This is a genomic window from Streptomyces lacaronensis (genome assembly GCF_047337785.1).
In the GTDB taxonomy this organism is placed as follows: domain Bacteria; phylum Actinomycetota; class Actinomycetes; order Streptomycetales; family Streptomycetaceae; genus Streptomyces; species Streptomyces lycopersici.
This window is the reverse complement of sequence record NZ_JBLHDK010000003.1, coordinates 6872198-6886989: the sequence shown is the minus strand read 5'-3', so window position 1 is coordinate 6886989 and position 14792 is coordinate 6872198. Positions and strand designations below refer to the sequence as shown.

Sequence of the window (14792 nt, the reverse complement as noted above, 5' to 3'; positions counted from 1 at the left end):
GACCCGGGTCCGGCATGGAAGCGTCCGGAGGCGCCGATGTCCCAAATCTTCTCCGACGAGACTCACCGGAACCTACTCTCCCGCATCCCCCAGTGCACGGGCCGTGAAGTCGCCGACTGGCTGCGCACGGTCGACGAGGGCCCCGCATTCTTCCGATTCGAGGAGAAGGTCAGCTGGCTGCGCGGCGAGCACCAGCTCGCCTACGGTCATGCGAAGGCCATCATCCATGAACACGACTTGAGGCGTGCGGCACGCAAACTGCTGTAGCCGCTGCCCGGAGGCAGAAGCGTGTATGACAGACCCACCGAACGGAGCGGCTTAAGCCGCATAGCAAGAAGGGCCCGCGGAGGTCTTCGCCTCCGCGGGCCCTTCTACGCGCTGTCTACGCGCTGCCTACGTGCTACGCGACACTCAGGAGCTAGTCCCTGAAGATCGAGATCAGCCGGAGCAGCTCCAGGTAGATCCACACCAGCGAGAGCGTCAGCCCGAAGGCGGCCAGCCAGGACTCCTCGCGCGGAGCGCCGTACCGGACACCGTCCTCGACCTGCTTGAAGTCCATCGCCAGGAACGCCGCGCCGAGCACGACGCCGACGAGGCCGAAGACGATGCCGAGGCCACCGCTGCGGAAGCCGAGGCCGTCCCCGCCGCCGATGGCGGCGAACAGCAGGTTGACCGCCATCAGCAGGATGAACCCGATGGCGGCGGCGAGCACAAAGCGCTGGAATCGCGCGTTCACCCGGATGAGGCGGGTCTTGTACGCGACGAGCACACCGACGAACACGGCCATCGTGCCGAGCACGGCCTGCATCGGGATGCCGGACCAGCGATCGTTGTACACCTGGCTGATAACGCCGAGGAAGAGGCCCTCGAAGAGGGCGTAACCCAAGATCAGCGCGGGCGAGGCCGTGCGCTTGAACGACTGGACGAGACCGAGCACCAGCGCCACGAGCGCGGCGCCGAAGCCCACGCCCACCGGAAGCTGCGCGATCCACGCGACCGCGGCGGCGACGATGACGGTACCGAGGGTCATACCGGTGCGCATGACGACGTCGTCCATCGTCATCCGGCCGGTCTGCGGCGGGCCCGCCGGCGGCGCGCCGTACATCTGCTGCAGCTGTTCGGGGGTCAGATTCTGCTGGTCGCCCGCCGCGTAGGGGTTCGTGGGCGGCTGTGTCTGCGCGTACGGGTTACCGCCCGCGTACGGGTTGGCCTGACCGGCGGCGGGACTCCCGGCCTGCGGCGCCGCGCCGAAACCGGCGTAGCCGCCGCTGCGGCTGAACCCCCGTCGCGAGAAGACCGGGTTGCTGCTCCTCATCTCACTCCTCCGTGGCCGCCGGGCGCGACCTTGACTCAAGAGTAATGGGTAAGCAAAGAAAGCACCCTAGTGCCCAAGGAGGATCTTTTCACGCAGGAAGAGGCAGCGCGAGGCCCCTGCGGGCCCCGCGCCCGCACTTGGGGCGACCATCCACACACGCTGAGTGCGCCCACCGGATCTGAAGGTGCCCGGAACCGGACTTGAACCGGTACGCCCGCGAGGGGCAGCGAGGTTTAAGCTCGCCGTGTCTGCATTCCACCATCCGGGCAGCGGTTCCCCCTGGGCCGCACGGTGCGCATACGGCCCTCCCCTGGAAGAGAGCAGCACGAGCCTATCCGGGGACATGCCCCCGCACAGTGAATCCTCGACCCGAGGTTGTCTTATTTTATTGGCAACTGAGGGAGCATCAGCAGCGGGGCGGGGTACCCAAAGATGCCGACGGCCATTGGACCTGCCGATATGCCCTGAACCCCCGTTAACTGCGGATTGACGCAATCTCGACGCCCCGGACGGGGTGTCCTCTCCTCCTCAAGGAGGACTCCGCCACCACCACCTACATCGCGAGACCCCCACGAGAACGGGAGCACGGGCGGATCCCGCTCCCCTTCACAACCGGAACCATGGAGTGACGTCCCGCCCACTCCCGCAGAGCACGACAGGAGTCATTCACCGTGACCACCATGCCCCTCGGCGTCAAAACCACCGCCCACTCCACCGGGGCGGCCGCCCGCGCCACGGACCTGAGCAAGGTCTACGGCGAGGGCGAGACCCAGGTCATCGCCCTGGATTCGGTCTCCGTCGAGTTCCGCCAGGCCGAGTTCACCGCGATCATGGGCCCCTCCGGCTCCGGCAAGTCCACGCTGATGCACTGCATGGCGGGTCTCGACACCATCTCCAGCGGCTCGGCCCGGATCGGCGACGTCGAACTGACCACGCTCAAGGACAAGAAGCTCACCCAGCTGCGCCGGGACAAGATCGGCTTCATCTTCCAGGCGTTCAACCTGCTGCCGACGCTGAACGCGCTGGAGAACATCACCCTCCCGATGGACATCGCGGGCCGCAAGGCCGACCAGGCGTGGCTGGACCAGGTGGTGGCCACGGTCGGTCTGGCCGGGCGGCTCAAGCACCGCCCCAACCAGCTGTCGGGTGGTCAGCAGCAGCGCGTCGCCGTGGCCCGCGCCCTGGCCGGCCAGCCGGAGATCATCTTCGCCGACGAGCCGACCGGCAACCTGGACTCCCGCTCCGGCGCCGAGGTTCTGGGCTTCCTCCGCAACTCGGTACGGGAGCTGGGCCAGACGATCGTGATGGTGACCCATGACCCGGTCGCCGCGTCCTACTCCGACCGGGTGGTCTTCCTCGCCGACGGCCGGATCGTGGACGAGCTGCGGAGCCCCACCGCCGACTCGGTGCTGGACCGCATGAAGCGCTTCGACGCCAAGGGCCGCACGAGCTGACGCGGGGCGCGCGCCCGTATAAAGCACGCCGCCCCGCCCTCCCCCACTCCACCCTTCAGGACTGACACCTCATGCTCCGTACAGCCCTGCGCAATGTGCTTGCGCACAAGGCCCGGTTGCTGATGACCGTGCTCGCCGTGATGCTCGGCGTGGCCTTCGTCGCCGGCACCCTGGTCTTCACCAACACCATCTCCGACGCGTACCAGAAGAGCTCCCAGAAGGGCTTCAAGGGCGTCGACCTCGCCATCACCCCCGACAAGAAGGACGACGACTCCGCCAACCCCGGTGAGGCGCCCCGGCTGAGCCAGCGGCTGCTGGACCAGGCGGCCAAGGCGCCCGGCGCCGCCTCCGCCTACGGTGTGGTGAAGGGCTCCTCCTCCCTCGCCGACAAGAAGGGCGACCTGCTCGGCGGCGGCTTCTCCAACCTCGGCGGCAACTACTACCCGGGCGCCGACGGCAAGGACCCCCGGTACAACATGACCGAGGGCCGCGCCCCCAAGGCCGCGGGTGAGATCGCGCTCGACTCCAGGACCGCCGAGCGCGGCCACTACAAGGCCGGGGACTCCATCCGGGTCTCCGTCGACGGCCCGGTGCGCACCGAGAAGGTCGTCGGCGTCTTCACCACCGACGACGGCAATGTCGCGGCGGGCGGCACCCTCGCGCTGTACGACACGGCCACCGCGCAGAAGCTGTTCGGCAAGCCCGGGCAGTTCGACGAGATCGATGTGAAGGCCGCCGCGGGCACCTCGCAGTCCGCCCTGAAGTCGTCGGTCGACAAGATCCTGCCCGAGCAGGCCAAGGCCACCACCGCCAAGAAGCTCGCCAAGGACCAGGCCAAGGCGATCGAAGAGAGCATGAGCAGCATGCAGACCGCGATGCTGGTGTTCGCCGGTATCGCGCTCTTCGTCGGCATCTTCATCATCGTCAACACCTTCACCATGCTGGTCGCCCAGCGCACCAAGGAGCTCGCCCTGATGCGCGCGGTGGGTGCGACCCGCCGTCAGGTCACCCGCTCGGTGCTGATCGAGGCCACCGTCGTGGGCGCCGTCGCGGCCGTGGTGGGTCTCGCCGCCGGTGTCGGCATCGGGGCCGTGCTGCGCTCGGTGCTCAACTCCACCGGGGCCAACGTCCCGGACGGTCCGCTGATCGTCGCGCCGACCACGGTGCTGGCCTCGGTGGTCGTGGGCGTCGTGGTGACCGTGCTCTCCGCCTGGCTGCCCGGCCGGCGCGCCGCCAAGATCCCGCCGGTCGCCGCGATGAACAGCGTGCACGCCGCGCCGACCACCCGCGGTCTGGTGGTGCGCAACACCATCGGCGCGATCCTCGCCGCGGCCGGTGCCGCGCTGGTGGTCGCCGGTGCGGGCATGGGCGGCGACGGCCAGGGCCCGATGGCGTTCGGCGCGGCCGTCCTGGTGATCGGCGTCTTCGTGCTCACCCCGCTGCTGTCCCGGCCGCTGATCGCGGCCGCCTCCCCGGTGCTGCGGATCTTCGGGATGCCCGGCAAGCTGGCCCGGCAGAACGCGGTGCGCAACCCGCGCCGCACCGCCGCCACCGCCTCCGCCCTGATGGTGGGTCTCACTCTGATCACCGGTATGACGGTGATCGCTGGATCCATGCAGAAGGGGATCGACAAGATGGCGGCCGACGGGCTGAGGTCCGACTACGTCGTCAGCATGGGCGGGGGCGGGACCGGCGGGCGGCCGCTGTCGCCCGAGGTGTCCAAGACCCTGGCGAAGCTGCCGGAGGTCACCACGATCAGCCCGCTGCGCTCCTCCCCGGCCCGGGTCGCCGGCGACTCCGACTCCCTGACGGGCGTCGACCCGAAGGCCATCAAGGACCTGGTGAAGGTGGACTTCACCGAGGGCTCGTTCGCCGCGCTCGGGGGCACCAAGGCCCTCATCGACGACAAGATCGCCGATGAGCACCGCTGGAAGGTCGGCTCCACCATCCCGGTGACCTACGAGGACGGCCGCAGCGGCAAGCTGACCGTGGGCGGTGTCTACGAGGGCAACCAGATGATCCGCGGCGTCATGGTCGACAGCGCCACGGTCACCCCGCACATGACCACCGTCGCGGACTTCCAGGTGATGCTGAAGACCAAGGGCGGCGCCACGGAGAACAACAAGGACCTGCTGAAGAAGACGCTCGGCGACAACCCGGCGATCAAGATCCAGAACAAGCAGGACACCTCCGACGAGATCGCCAGCGCCTTCACCCTGATGCTGAACATGCTCTACGGGCTGCTCGCCATGGCCGTGATCGTCGCCGTGCTCGGTGTCATCAACACCCTGGCGATGTCGGTCTTCGAGCGGTCCAAGGAGATCGGCATGCTGCGGGCGATCGGCCTGGACCGGGGCGGCATCAAGCGGATGGTCCGGCTGGAGTCGCTGGTCATCTCGCTCTTCGGCGGGGTGCTCGGCCTCGGGCTCGGCGTCTTCTTCGGCTGGGCGGCCGGTGAGCTGATCGCCACCGAGCTGCCGAGCTACGAGCTGGTGCTTCCGTGGCCCCGGATGGCACTGTTCCTGCTGATGGCCGCGCTCGTGGGCGTCATCGCGGCGCTGTGGCCGGCCCGGCGGGCCTCCAAGCTCAACATGCTGGCCGCCATCAAGGCCGAGTAGCCGAGCGAGCCGCACAGCGGCGAGCCGGACACGGGACGTCCCCGTCCGCCCCTCTCCGGGGCGGGCGGGGACGTCCGCGTCGTGGCCGGTTCCAGCCGCCTTCGGCCGCCTTCAGCCGCGCCAGTCGCGGGCGCGCAGCGGAAGCCCCGAGGCCCCGCCCTCGGGAGTGCGCACGGCGAGGACCTGGTTGACCCCGATCCGGTTGCGCTCGAAGGAGAGCGCGGAGGCCGCCATGTAGAGCCGCCAGACCCGGGCCCGGCCCGGGGAGGTCAGCCGCACGGCCTGGGCCCAGGACCGCTCCAGGTTGGCGACCCAGCGGCGCAGCGTGAGCGCGTAGTGCTCGCGGATGGCCTCCACGTCGCGCACCTCGAAGCCCGCCTCCTCCAGCTGGGCCACGGTCCGGCCGACCGGGGCGAGCTCACCGTCGGGGAAGACATAGCGGTCGATGAACTCGTCCACGTGGTACGCCTCTTCGTCCGGCTGGGGGCGCCGGGCGATCTGGTGGTTGAGCAGCCGCCCGCCGGGCCGCAGCAGCCGGTGCAGGATGGCGGTGTACTCGGCGTACCGCACGGCGCCCACATGCTCGGCCATGCCGATCGAGGAGATGGCGTCGTAGGGGCCGTCCGGGACCTCGCGGTAGTCCTGGACCCGGATCTCCACCTGGTCGGTGAGCCCGGCGTCCGCGATGCGCTTACGGGCGTACGCCGCCTGCTCCTCGGAGAGCGTGACGCCGACGGCGCGCACCCCGTACTCGCGCGCCGCGTGCAGCACCATCGAGCCCCAGCCGCACCCCACGTCCAGCAGCCGATGGCCGGGCTTCAGGGCCAGCTTGCGGCAGACCAGGTCCAGCTTGGCGCGCTGGGCCTCCTCCAGCGTGGAGTCCGCCTGGTCCCAGTAGGCGCAGGAGTAGACCATCGAGGGGCCGAGCACCAGCTCGTAGAAGTCGTTGCCGACGTCGTAGTGGTGGCTGATGGCCTTGCGGTCGCGGCGCGGGGAGTGCAGCGAACCGAGGCTGGTCCGGGCCTCCTCGCGCGGCGGGGGCGGCGGCAGCCCCGGCCCGGCGAGCGCGATCATCTCCCGGGCGGCGGTGCGCAGCCCGGGGTCGCGCAGCGCCTGGAGGCCGGTGCGGAGCCGGGACCGCGGCGCGGTCGCGGGGCCGCGCTCCCACAGCAGTCCGGACAGCCGGTCCAGGGCCTCGTACAGATCGCCCTCGACATCGAGGTCCCCGGCGACCCAGGCGCGGGCCAGGCCCAGCTCGCCCGGCCGCCACAGGATCCTGCGCAGCGCCCGGCGGTGCCGGATGACCAGGGTGGGCGCGCCGGGTGGACCGGTCTCGCTGTGGTCCCAGGCGCGGACGCGGATCGGGAGGGGGGTTCCCAGCACCTCCTCGGCCAGGGTGGCGATCCGCCCAGCGGCGTCGGCCATATCACACCTCCGTGATGGCGAGTCAGGAAGATTCACTCACCACGTAAACACCATGGAACCCGCCGTACAGTCCCGCCGACACGTCTGGAATCGGCAAAACAGCTTCAAAAGCGGGCCATCGGAGGGCGTCCGAGGGCAGACGTAAGGGCGTCCGCCCCACGGATGGCGGACGCCCTCGGCGTTCATTTGTACGGGTCGGGCCCGTATGGCCGGGCCGGTCGGGCCCGTATGGGTCAGGACGCCTTGGCCTTCTCGGCCGGGGCCGCGGGCTTGGCCGCGGTGGCGGCGCTGACCGGGGAGGCGGCCTCGTAGAACTCCTCGCGGGGGTTCTCGATGGCGCCGAGCGAGACGACCTCGCGCTTGAGGAACATCCCCAGTGTCCAGTCGGCGAGCACCCGGATCTTGCGGTTGAAGGTCGGCATGGCCATGCCGTGGTAGCCACGGTGCATGTACCAGGCCAGGCGGCCCTTCAGCTTGATCTTCATCTTGCCGAAGACGATCATCGCGACGCCCTTGTGGAGGCCCAGGCCCGCGACGGCGCCCTTGTTGGCGTGCTTGTACTCCTTCTGCGGGAAGCCCCGCATACCGGAGATCACATTGTCACCGAGGACCTTGGCCTGGCGCAGCGCGTGCTGGGCGTTCGGCGGGCACCAGGCGCCCTCGCCGGTGGCGAGGTCCGGGACCTGGGCGTTGTCACCGGCGGCCCAGATGTAGTCGCTGCCCTGGACCTGGAGGGTCGGGGCGGTGTCCACATGGCCGCGCGGGCCGAGCGGGATGCCGAACCGGGCCAGCGCCGGGTTGGGCTTGACGCCCGCGGTCCACACGATGGTGTTGGAGTCGACCTCGAGGCCGTTCTTGAGGACGACATGGCCGTCGACGCAGGAGTTCATCGAGGTCTCGAGGTAGACCTCGATACCGCGCTTCTGCAGGTGCTCCAGACCCCACTTGCCCAGCTTCGGGCCGACCTCGGGGAGGATCTTGTCGGCGGCGTCGACGAGAACGAAGCGCATGTCCTCGCGCTTGACGTTCGGGTAGTACTTGGCCGCGTCACGGGCCATGTCCTCGACCTCGCCGATGGTCTCCGCGCCGGCGAAGCCACCGCCGACGAAGACGAAGGTGAGCGCCTTGCGGCGGATCTCCTCGTCCGTGGTGGAGTCGGCCTTGTCGAGCTGCTCGAGGACGTGGTTGCGCAGGCCGATGGCCTCCTCTACGCCCTTCATACCGATGCCGTTCTCCGCGAGACCGGGGATCGGGAAGGTGCGGGAGACCGCGCCGAGGGCGACGACCAGGTAGTCGAAGGGCAGCTCGTACGTCTCGCCGACGAGCGGCTGGATGACGGCGACCTTGCGGTCCTGGTCGATGGTCGACACTCGGCCGGTGAGGACCTCCGCCTTGGGGAGCACGCGCCGCAGCGGAACCACGACGTGGCGCGGGGAGATGCTGCCGGCCGCAGCTTCGGGGAGGAAGGGCTGGTACGTCATGTACGAGCGAGGGTCGACGACCGTGACGGTCGCCTCGCCGTACCGCATCTTCTTCAGAATGCGGCGCGCCGCGTACAAGCCAACGTACCCACCGCCTACAACGAGGATCCTGGGACGCTCCGTGGTGCTCATGATTCGAGTATCCAGCACCCCTTGGGGGGGACCTCGTGAGCCCCTTCACAAGCATAGTGGGAGCATCTGCTACACTCCGCCGCCCCCGTGATGGACGCCATACCGGCAGAGCGGAACCACTGACTGGAACGGTACGTTCCCACCCCTCTGAGCAGGGCTTGTGCCTGAACGCGGGAGTAGACCAGACGGTCCCCGCGGAGCCACCGAACACCGCCCTGACACCTCACGATCCGGTCAGTTGCGGGGCCCGGCCCCCGAAACCGCCTCAGAGCGCCGCATCGGGCGGCCACCAGGCGCCTTTTTCATGTGAAGAGTTTCACGAACTTTCTCGGAGGCGGCTCACGGAAGGCCCCCGAAGGGGGTTCCGCGGCCGCTCATACGTTGTCCCGGCCGCTCAGGCGATGCTCCAGGCGAGCCCGTCGAGGATGTCATGTTCACTCACCACGACCTCCTCGGCGCCGGACCTTTCCATGATCGAAAGCAGGATGAGTGCCCCCGCCCCGATCACATCGATCCGCCCCGGATGCATCACCGGGATCTCCGCCCGCTCGGCGTGGCTGGAGCTGAGCAGCATGCCCGTGATCTCGCGGACCTGGCCGAGGGTGATCCGGGAGTGGTGGATCGCGGAGGAGTCGTACTCCTTCAGACCCAGCGCGATCCCGGCCACGGTGGTGACCGAACCGGCAAGACCGACCAGCGCGTGGCCGTCCGCGGGACGGCAGGCGCGGCCGAGCGGCACGGTGCGCTCGGCCAGGTCCAGCGCCTGCTCCACATCGGTCCTTATGGCGGCGATCTGATCCTCCGTCGGGGGATCGGTGATCCGGCCGTCCACCACCAGATGGCGCTCGGTCAGCCGGACGCAGCCGATGTCCACGCTGCGGGCCGCCCGCACTCCCTCACCGCCCTCGACGAACTCCGTCGAACCGCCGCCGATGTCCACCACCAGATACGGCCCGGCCATACGGTCATGGCCGGTGAGCTCCTTGGTGGCCCCGGTGAAGGAGAACTCCGCCTCCTGGTCCCCGGTGATCACCTCGGGCTCCACGCCCAGGATCTCCACGACCCCGCGCACGAACTCCGCGCGGTTCTCGGCGTCCCGGGAGGCGGAGGTGGCCACGAAGCGGACGCGCTCGGCGCCCAGCTCACGCACGACCTCCGCGTACTCGCGGCAGGCGGCGAAGGTGCGCTCCAGCGCCTCGGGGGCGAGCCGGCCGGTGCGGTCCACGCCCTGGCCCAGCCGGACGATCCTCATCCGGCGGTCGAGCTCGGTCAGCTCCCCGGTGGCCGGATCGGCGTCCGCCACCAGCAGCCGGATCGAGTTGGTGCCGCAGTCCACGGCGGCGACGCGGGTCATGCGCTCTCCTCCCGGCTCGGGGCCCCGGCCTGGCAGGGGCTCACACACGGGCCCTTGCGCCACCACTCCGGCAGCATCGCGATCGCCTCGTCCCCCAGCGGATTGACCCCGGGGCCGGCCGCGAGGGAGTGGGCCACCAGCACATGCAGGCACTTCACCCGGTCCGGCATCCCGCCCGCGCTGGGGAAGCCCTGGAGCACCTCGACGGCGTCGCGGCGCGCGATGTAGTCCTCGTGGGCCGCGCGGTAGGCGGCGGCCAGCTCGGGGTCGGTGCCCAGCCGGGCCGTCATCTCCTTCATCACGCCCTCGGCCTCCAGCGTGCCGATCGCGGACGCGGCGCGCGGACAGGTCAGGTAGTAGAGGGTGGGGAAGGGCGTACCGTCCTCGAGTCGCGGCGCGGTCTCCACGACGTCCGGATTGCCGCAGGGGCAGCGGTGCGCGATCGCGCGCAAACCCCGGGGCACGCGGTTCAGCTGCTCCCGTACGGCGTGAATGTCCGCGTCGGTGGGCGCGGTGGGCTCCGTCTGGGGCGGGGGCGTATCCATCAGTGGGAAACTTCTTCTTCTTCGTTTCGGTTCGTCACCGGGTGCGGCCGGCGGCCGGAGCGCGGCGCCTCAGCGGCGCGCGCTGCCCGCCCCCGCCGCGTCCGCCGTGTCCACGGCGTCCCAGAGGTTGGTGTACCAGGGGCGGCCGGCCGCGCCCTGGTCGGTGGAGCGCTCGGTGGAGCCGCCGCCGTCCACCATGCTGTAGCCGGTCTCCCCCGGCATCAGGAAGTGCAGCCGCTCCCGGGCCTGCTGCTCGGTGTAGGCGGGGTCGCGCAGCCGGGCCTTCCGCTCCCGCAGCTTCTTCACGTCCTCGCGGGCCCGCTGGGCCTCGTGCCGCTGCTCGGCGATGTCGGAGCGCTGGGAGATGTACTGCCGCATCGGATAGGCGAGCGCCACGACGAGGGAGCAGACGACCAGCGCGAGCAGGGCGGCCCGGCCGGTCAGCCGGCCGCGGCGGCGCTTGGTGCGCACGCGGTAGACCCGGGCGGCGGCGTGCTCGCCGAGCGCCTTGAGCCTGGTCGCGGTGGAGAACCGTTCCCGATCCGCCGGCACGTCGCCTCCCCGGTGATGACTTCGCTTGGGCGGCGCCGTCGAGCGACGCCGTCCCCGGCCACGGTACGGGACCGCGGCCGGGGACAGGGGTCAGACGTGTCCGCTCAGCCCTTGAAGCGCGGGAAGGCGGAACGGCCCGCGTACACCGCGGCGTCGTCGAGGATCTCCTCGATGCGCAGCAGCTGGTTGTACTTGGCCACCCGCTCGGAGCGGGCCGGGGCGCCGGTCTTGATCTGGCCGCAGTTGGTGGCGACGGCCAGGTCGGCGATGGTGACGTCCTCGGTCTCACCGGAGCGGTGCGACATCATGCACTTGTAGCCGCTGCGCTGGGCCAGCTCGACAGCGTCGAGGGTCTCGGTCAGCGAGCCGATCTGGTTGACCTTGACCAGCAGGGCGTTCGCGGTGTCGCTGTCGATGCCGCGGGACAGCCGCTCGGGGTTGGTGACGAAGAGGTCGTCGCCGACCAGCTGGACCTTGTCGCCGAGCTGCTCGGTGATGGTCTTCCAGCCGTCCCAGTCCTCCTCGTTCAGCGGGTCCTCGATGGAGACCAGCGGGTACGCGGCGACCAGCTCGGCGTAATACGAGGTCATCTCGGCGGCGGAGCGGGACTGGCCCTCGAACTGGTACGTGCCGTCCTTGTAGAACTCGGAGGCGGCGACGTCCAGCGCGAGCGCGATGTCCTGGCCCGGCTGGTAGCCCGCCTTCTTGACCGCCTCGAGGATCAGGTCGAGGGCCTCGCGGTTGGAACCGAGGTTCGGCGCGAAGCCGCCCTCGTCGCCGAGGCCGGTGGACAGGCCGCGCTCCTTCAGCACGGACTTCAGGGTGTGGTACACCTCGGCGCCCCAGCGCAGGGCCTCGGAGAAGGACTCCGCGCCCACGGGGGCGATCATGAACTCCTGGATGTCCACATTGGAGTCGGCGTGCGACCCGCCGTTGAGGATGTTCATCATCGGCACCGGCAGCAGATGGGCGTTCGGGCCGCCGAGGTAACGGAAGAGGGGGAGGTCGGACGCCTCGGAGGCGGCGTGCGCGACGGCGAGGGAGACACCCAGGATCGCGTTGGCACCGAGCGAGGACTTGTCCGGGGTGGCGTCCAGGTCGAACATCGCCTGGTCGATCAGCCGCTGCTCGGTGGCGTCATAGCCGACCAGCTCCGGGCCGATCTGCTCGATCACGGCGAGGACGGCCTTCTCCACGCCCTTGCCGTTGTAGCGGTTCTTGTCGCCGTCACGGAGCTCGAGGGCCTCGAAGGCGCCGGTGGAGGCGCCGGACGGCACGGCGGCACGGCCGGTGCTGCCGTCGTCGAGGCCAACCTCGACCTCGACCGTGGGGTTGCCTCGCGAGTCGAGGATCTCGCGAGCTACGACGACGTCGATGGACGGCACGAGGTTCTCCTTCGTATGGGTCTGCGGTAGCAGCACGAGCCTAACGGCCCGGGAGGGCTGCGCCCCGCGTTCGCCCGCCCCACGAGACAGGGGCGTGGCACAAAAAGCCAGATTCTGGATCAGAAATCCAGATTTCGCATGCATGGGGAAAGCCCCGGCGGGGCGCGCCATAGGAGTGGCACGCCCGGCCGGGGCTCGTTCTCGGGGGCCGGCCTCAGCGGAGGTGCAGCTGCTGGCCGCCGGCCTCAGCGGAGGTGCAGCTGCTGGCCCGGGAAGATCAGGTCGGCCTGCTCCACGATGTCCTTGTTCAGCTCGAAGAGCTTCTTCCAGCCGCCCTTGACGTCGTGGGCCTTGGCGATCTTGCCGAGGGTGTCGCCGGACTTGACCTTGTACTCGCCGTCACCCTTCTTGATCGGGCCACGGGTCTGGTGCCGCGCGGCGCGCTCCGGCGCGGTGTGCGGCTGCGCCTTCGGCTGGGCCTTCGGCTGGGCGGCCGGGGCCGACTTGGTGGTCGCCGAGGACTGGTCCTGCGAGCCGGAGGGCGCGGACGGGGCGGACGGGCTGCCGCCGGAGGTCAGACCCTTGCCGCAGACCGGCCAGGCGCCCTTGCCCTGGCTGCCCAGGACCTTCTCGGCGATCTGGATCTGCTGGGCCTTGCTGGCCTTGTCCGCGGTGGAGGCGTAGGCCGTGCCGCCGTAGGCGGCCCAGGTGGAGCTCGAGAACTGCAGGCCGCCGAAGTAGCCGTTGCCGGTGTTGATCGACCAGTTGCCACCGGACTCGCACTGCGCGACCTGGTCCCACTGCGAGGTGGTGGCCGCGGAGGCGGAGGTCGCCCCGATGAGCGGTGCCGCCACGGCGGCACCGGCGAGACCGGTGAGTGCGGCGATACGGGTGGCCTTGGAGGGGCGGCGGTGCTTCCCGTTGGACTTGAGCATTTTGGTTCGTTTCCTCACCGACGCCTACGAGGTGAGCTGTCGGGTTCGGACGTGAGTTGCCCGGCCGGTCGCGATGGTCGCTCCCGGCTTCACCCCTAGCCGACAAGCCCGTATCCACAGGCCATTCGGCACCTACCTTGGGTCCCCCGCTCCTGCCTTCGGCGCTGACGCGTCGGTTTCCCCCCGACCGCCGGCAGGATTCGGCGTGACGATCGACGGTGCCCGCGGTGGCGAGCGAAAAGACGTTAAACACACCTTCCAAGAAGGTTCAAACACCCCAAGGGCAGTGATTGGGGCTGTAATTGATCTCACCCGGCCCACATCGACGCAGGTGGGGCCGGGTGAGGAGGGATCGGACACGAGGTGCGCCCCGGAAAATGTGACGAGATGTATGTCTCACCGGGTCCAGATCGGGCAATTCCCCCCGAATCACTGCTCCCTGATGGTGAGGTCAAGTCGCTGACCAGGAATGATCAGATCGGGGTCGACCCCGATGAGGTCCTCGTTGGTTTCGTAGAGCCCTTCCCAACCGCGGGACACATTCTGGTGCTCGGCGATCCCTGACAGGTTGTCACCGGGGCGAACGGTGTAATCATCGTCCGTGGAGTCCTCGTCCCGGTCCGAAGCGCCGCGCGAGGCATGGCGCCCGGAGGGCCGCGCGCTCCCCGCGCCGCCGTCGTCGGCCCGCTCCCCGGCGTCCGGGGAGCCGCGGTGGCGGCCCGAGGGGTCCGCCGAGGGGCTCTTGGAGCCGTCCGACGCCGAGGGTCCGTCCGAGCGTGAGGGGCTGTCCGAGCGTGAGGGGCCGTCCGAGTCCGGGTCGTCCGACGCCGGGTCGTCCGACGCGGAGCCGTCAAGGCCATCCGGGGATTGGGAGGTGTGCGGCGCCTCCGGCTCCTCGGCCGACCCGGAGGCGTCCGGCGCGTCCGGCTTGTCGGCGCTGTCGGACGTCCCCGAACGGTCCGCGTCCGAGGAGGAGCCGTCCCGCTCCCGGTCCCCCTGGCCGTCCCCGTCTCGGCCCGTCCCCGGGTTCGGGGTGGCCGTGCTGCCGGGGTCCACGTCGGGGGCGCCGCCGCCGTCGGTGAGCCCGGCGCCCAGCGCACAGCTCGGCCAGGCGTCGGGGCCGCGGTCGCCGAGGATCGCCTCAGCGACGGATATCTGCTGGGAGCGGCTGGCGAGGTCGGGGCGCGGGGCGTACTCCGTGCCGCCGTACTTCTTCCACATGTCGAGGGTCAGCTGGAGCCCGCCGTAGAAACCGTTGCCCTCGTTGGCGCTCCACATACCGCCGCTCTCGCACTCGGCGACGTGATCCCATGTGGCGGTCTGGGCGGCCTGTGCGCCGGTCGCCCCGAAGAGGGGCATGGCGAGGCCCGCTCCCGTGACCCCCGCCGCGACGATGATGGCCGGAGCCTGACGGGGGCGACGGTGTCGACCATTACCGGAACGCATGCGATTGACCTCTCCTATGGCGCTATGGCCCTATGGCGACAAGGTTTGCCGGTGAACATAGCGAGGGCACTCGATCATCACAAGGCGATGTATCCGAGGTCACGCCAAGGTCACACGGTTGATCATTCGTCACGTATGTCCGCCCGTAAG

At 70.0% G+C, this 14792-nt stretch carries 12 protein-coding genes, 1 tRNA gene and 1 riboswitch; of the genes, 3 read left to right on the top strand and 10 right to left on the bottom strand.

Translation table 11 applies throughout. The features are described from left to right. The first annotated feature begins 36 nt into the window (after positions 1-36). Positions 37-267 (top strand): DUF4287 domain-containing protein, encoded by a 231-nt coding sequence (locus ACMTAK_RS29980; protein ID WP_037954490.1) that lies wholly within the window; start codon positions 37-39, stop codon positions 265-267. Positions 268-418: 151 nt separating this feature from the next. On the opposite strand, the gene ACMTAK_RS29975 is transcribed toward ACMTAK_RS29980, so the two are convergent. Both ACMTAK_RS29975 and ACMTAK_RS29970 read right to left on the bottom strand, forming a co-directional pair. Then, complete coding sequence (locus ACMTAK_RS29975) at positions 419-1315, bottom strand: Bax inhibitor-1/YccA family protein (protein WP_413809059.1); 897 nt, start codon at positions 1313-1315, stop codon at positions 419-421. A gap of 185 nt (positions 1316-1500) precedes the next feature. Beyond that, a tRNA-Leu gene (locus ACMTAK_RS29970) sits at positions 1501-1583 on the bottom strand. A 412-nt stretch (positions 1584-1995) separates the two neighbouring features. Between ACMTAK_RS29970 and ACMTAK_RS29965 the strand changes: the two genes are divergently transcribed. Both ACMTAK_RS29965 and ACMTAK_RS29960 read left to right on the top strand, forming a co-directional pair. Next, entirely contained in the window at positions 1996-2769 is a 774-nt protein-coding gene (locus ACMTAK_RS29965; protein ID WP_137980782.1) for an ATP-binding cassette domain-containing protein, read from the top strand. A 71-nt stretch (positions 2770-2840) separates the two neighbouring features. Next, positions 2841-5387 (top strand): ABC transporter permease, encoded by a 2547-nt coding sequence (locus ACMTAK_RS29960; protein WP_413809058.1) that lies wholly within the window; start codon positions 2841-2843, stop codon positions 5385-5387. Positions 5388-5498: 111 nt separating this feature from the next. Here the strand turns inward: ACMTAK_RS29960 and ACMTAK_RS29955 are convergent, their stop codons facing one another. The 8 genes from ACMTAK_RS29955 to ACMTAK_RS29920 all read right to left on the bottom strand — a co-directional run bounded on the left by ACMTAK_RS29955 (position 5499) and on the right by ACMTAK_RS29920 (position 14642). Continuing rightward, positions 5499-6812: a class I SAM-dependent methyltransferase gene (locus ACMTAK_RS29955; RefSeq protein ID WP_413809057.1), complete on the bottom strand. Its 1314-nt coding sequence runs from the start codon at positions 6810-6812 to the stop codon at positions 5499-5501. Positions 6813-7045: 233 nt separating this feature from the next. Beyond that, positions 7046-8425, bottom strand: a complete 1380-nt coding sequence (locus tag ACMTAK_RS29950) for an NAD(P)/FAD-dependent oxidoreductase (RefSeq protein ID WP_413809056.1) — start codon at positions 8423-8425, stop codon at positions 7046-7048. Positions 8426-8819: 394 nt separating this feature from the next. Next, positions 8820-9779 carry a Ppx/GppA phosphatase family protein gene (locus ACMTAK_RS29945; RefSeq protein WP_413809055.1) on the bottom strand — a complete coding sequence of 320 codons (960 nt, stop codon included), beginning with the start codon at positions 9777-9779 and terminating at the stop codon, positions 8820-8822. Then, positions 9776-10324 carry a DUF501 domain-containing protein gene (locus ACMTAK_RS29940; protein ID WP_413809054.1) on the bottom strand — a complete coding sequence of 183 codons (549 nt, stop codon included), beginning with the start codon at positions 10322-10324 and terminating at the stop codon, positions 9776-9778. The genes ACMTAK_RS29945 and ACMTAK_RS29940 overlap by 4 nt, the downstream gene beginning before the upstream one ends. Positions 10325-10393: 69 nt before the next feature. Further along, positions 10394-10876 (bottom strand): FtsB family cell division protein, encoded by a 483-nt coding sequence (locus ACMTAK_RS29935; protein WP_413809053.1) that lies wholly within the window; start codon positions 10874-10876, stop codon positions 10394-10396. A gap of 104 nt (positions 10877-10980) precedes the next feature. Beyond that, positions 10981-12261, bottom strand: a complete 1281-nt coding sequence (eno, locus tag ACMTAK_RS29930; RefSeq protein WP_256653267.1) for a phosphopyruvate hydratase — start codon at positions 12259-12261, stop codon at positions 10981-10983. 245 nt (positions 12262-12506) lie between these two features. Then, positions 12507-13196 (bottom strand): transglycosylase family protein, encoded by a 690-nt coding sequence (locus ACMTAK_RS29925; protein WP_413809052.1) that lies wholly within the window; start codon positions 13194-13196, stop codon positions 12507-12509. A gap of 6 nt (positions 13197-13202) precedes the next feature. Beyond that, a riboswitch (cyclic di-AMP (ydaO/yuaA leader) is annotated at positions 13203-13370 on the bottom strand. A 255-nt stretch (positions 13371-13625) separates the two neighbouring features. Next, positions 13626-14642 (bottom strand): transglycosylase family protein, encoded by a 1017-nt coding sequence (locus tag ACMTAK_RS29920; RefSeq protein WP_413809051.1) that lies wholly within the window; start codon positions 14640-14642, stop codon positions 13626-13628. Positions 14643-14792 lie beyond the last annotated feature (150 nt).

Coding starts and splice junctions, on each gene's coding strand:
- ACMTAK_RS29945 (WP_413809055.1), bottom strand. CDS start 9,779: ATGACCCGCGTCGCCGCCGTGGACTGCGGCACCAACTCGATCCGGCTG.
- ACMTAK_RS29980 (WP_037954490.1), top strand. CDS start 37: ATGTCCCAAATCTTCTCCGACGAGACTCACCGGAACCTACTCTCCCGC.
- ACMTAK_RS29965 (WP_137980782.1), top strand. CDS start 1,996: ATGCCCCTCGGCGTCAAAACCACCGCCCACTCCACCGGGGCGGCCGCC.
- ACMTAK_RS29955 (WP_413809057.1), bottom strand. CDS start 6,812: ATGGCCGACGCCGCTGGGCGGATCGCCACCCTGGCCGAGGAGGTGCTG.
- ACMTAK_RS29940 (WP_413809054.1), bottom strand. CDS start 10,324: ATGGATACGCCCCCGCCCCAGACGGAGCCCACCGCGCCCACCGACGCG.
- ACMTAK_RS29920 (WP_413809051.1), bottom strand. CDS start 14,642: ATGCGTTCCGGTAATGGTCGACACCGTCGCCCCCGTCAGGCTCCGGCC.
- ACMTAK_RS29950 (WP_413809056.1), bottom strand. CDS start 8,425: ATGAGCACCACGGAGCGTCCCAGGATCCTCGTTGTAGGCGGTGGGTAC.
- ACMTAK_RS29925 (WP_413809052.1), bottom strand. CDS start 13,196: ATGCTCAAGTCCAACGGGAAGCACCGCCGCCCCTCCAAGGCCACCCGT.
- ACMTAK_RS29975 (WP_413809059.1), bottom strand. CDS start 1,315: ATGAGGAGCAGCAACCCGGTCTTCTCGCGACGGGGGTTCAGCCGCAGC.
- ACMTAK_RS29960 (WP_413809058.1), top strand. CDS start 2,841: ATGCTCCGTACAGCCCTGCGCAATGTGCTTGCGCACAAGGCCCGGTTG.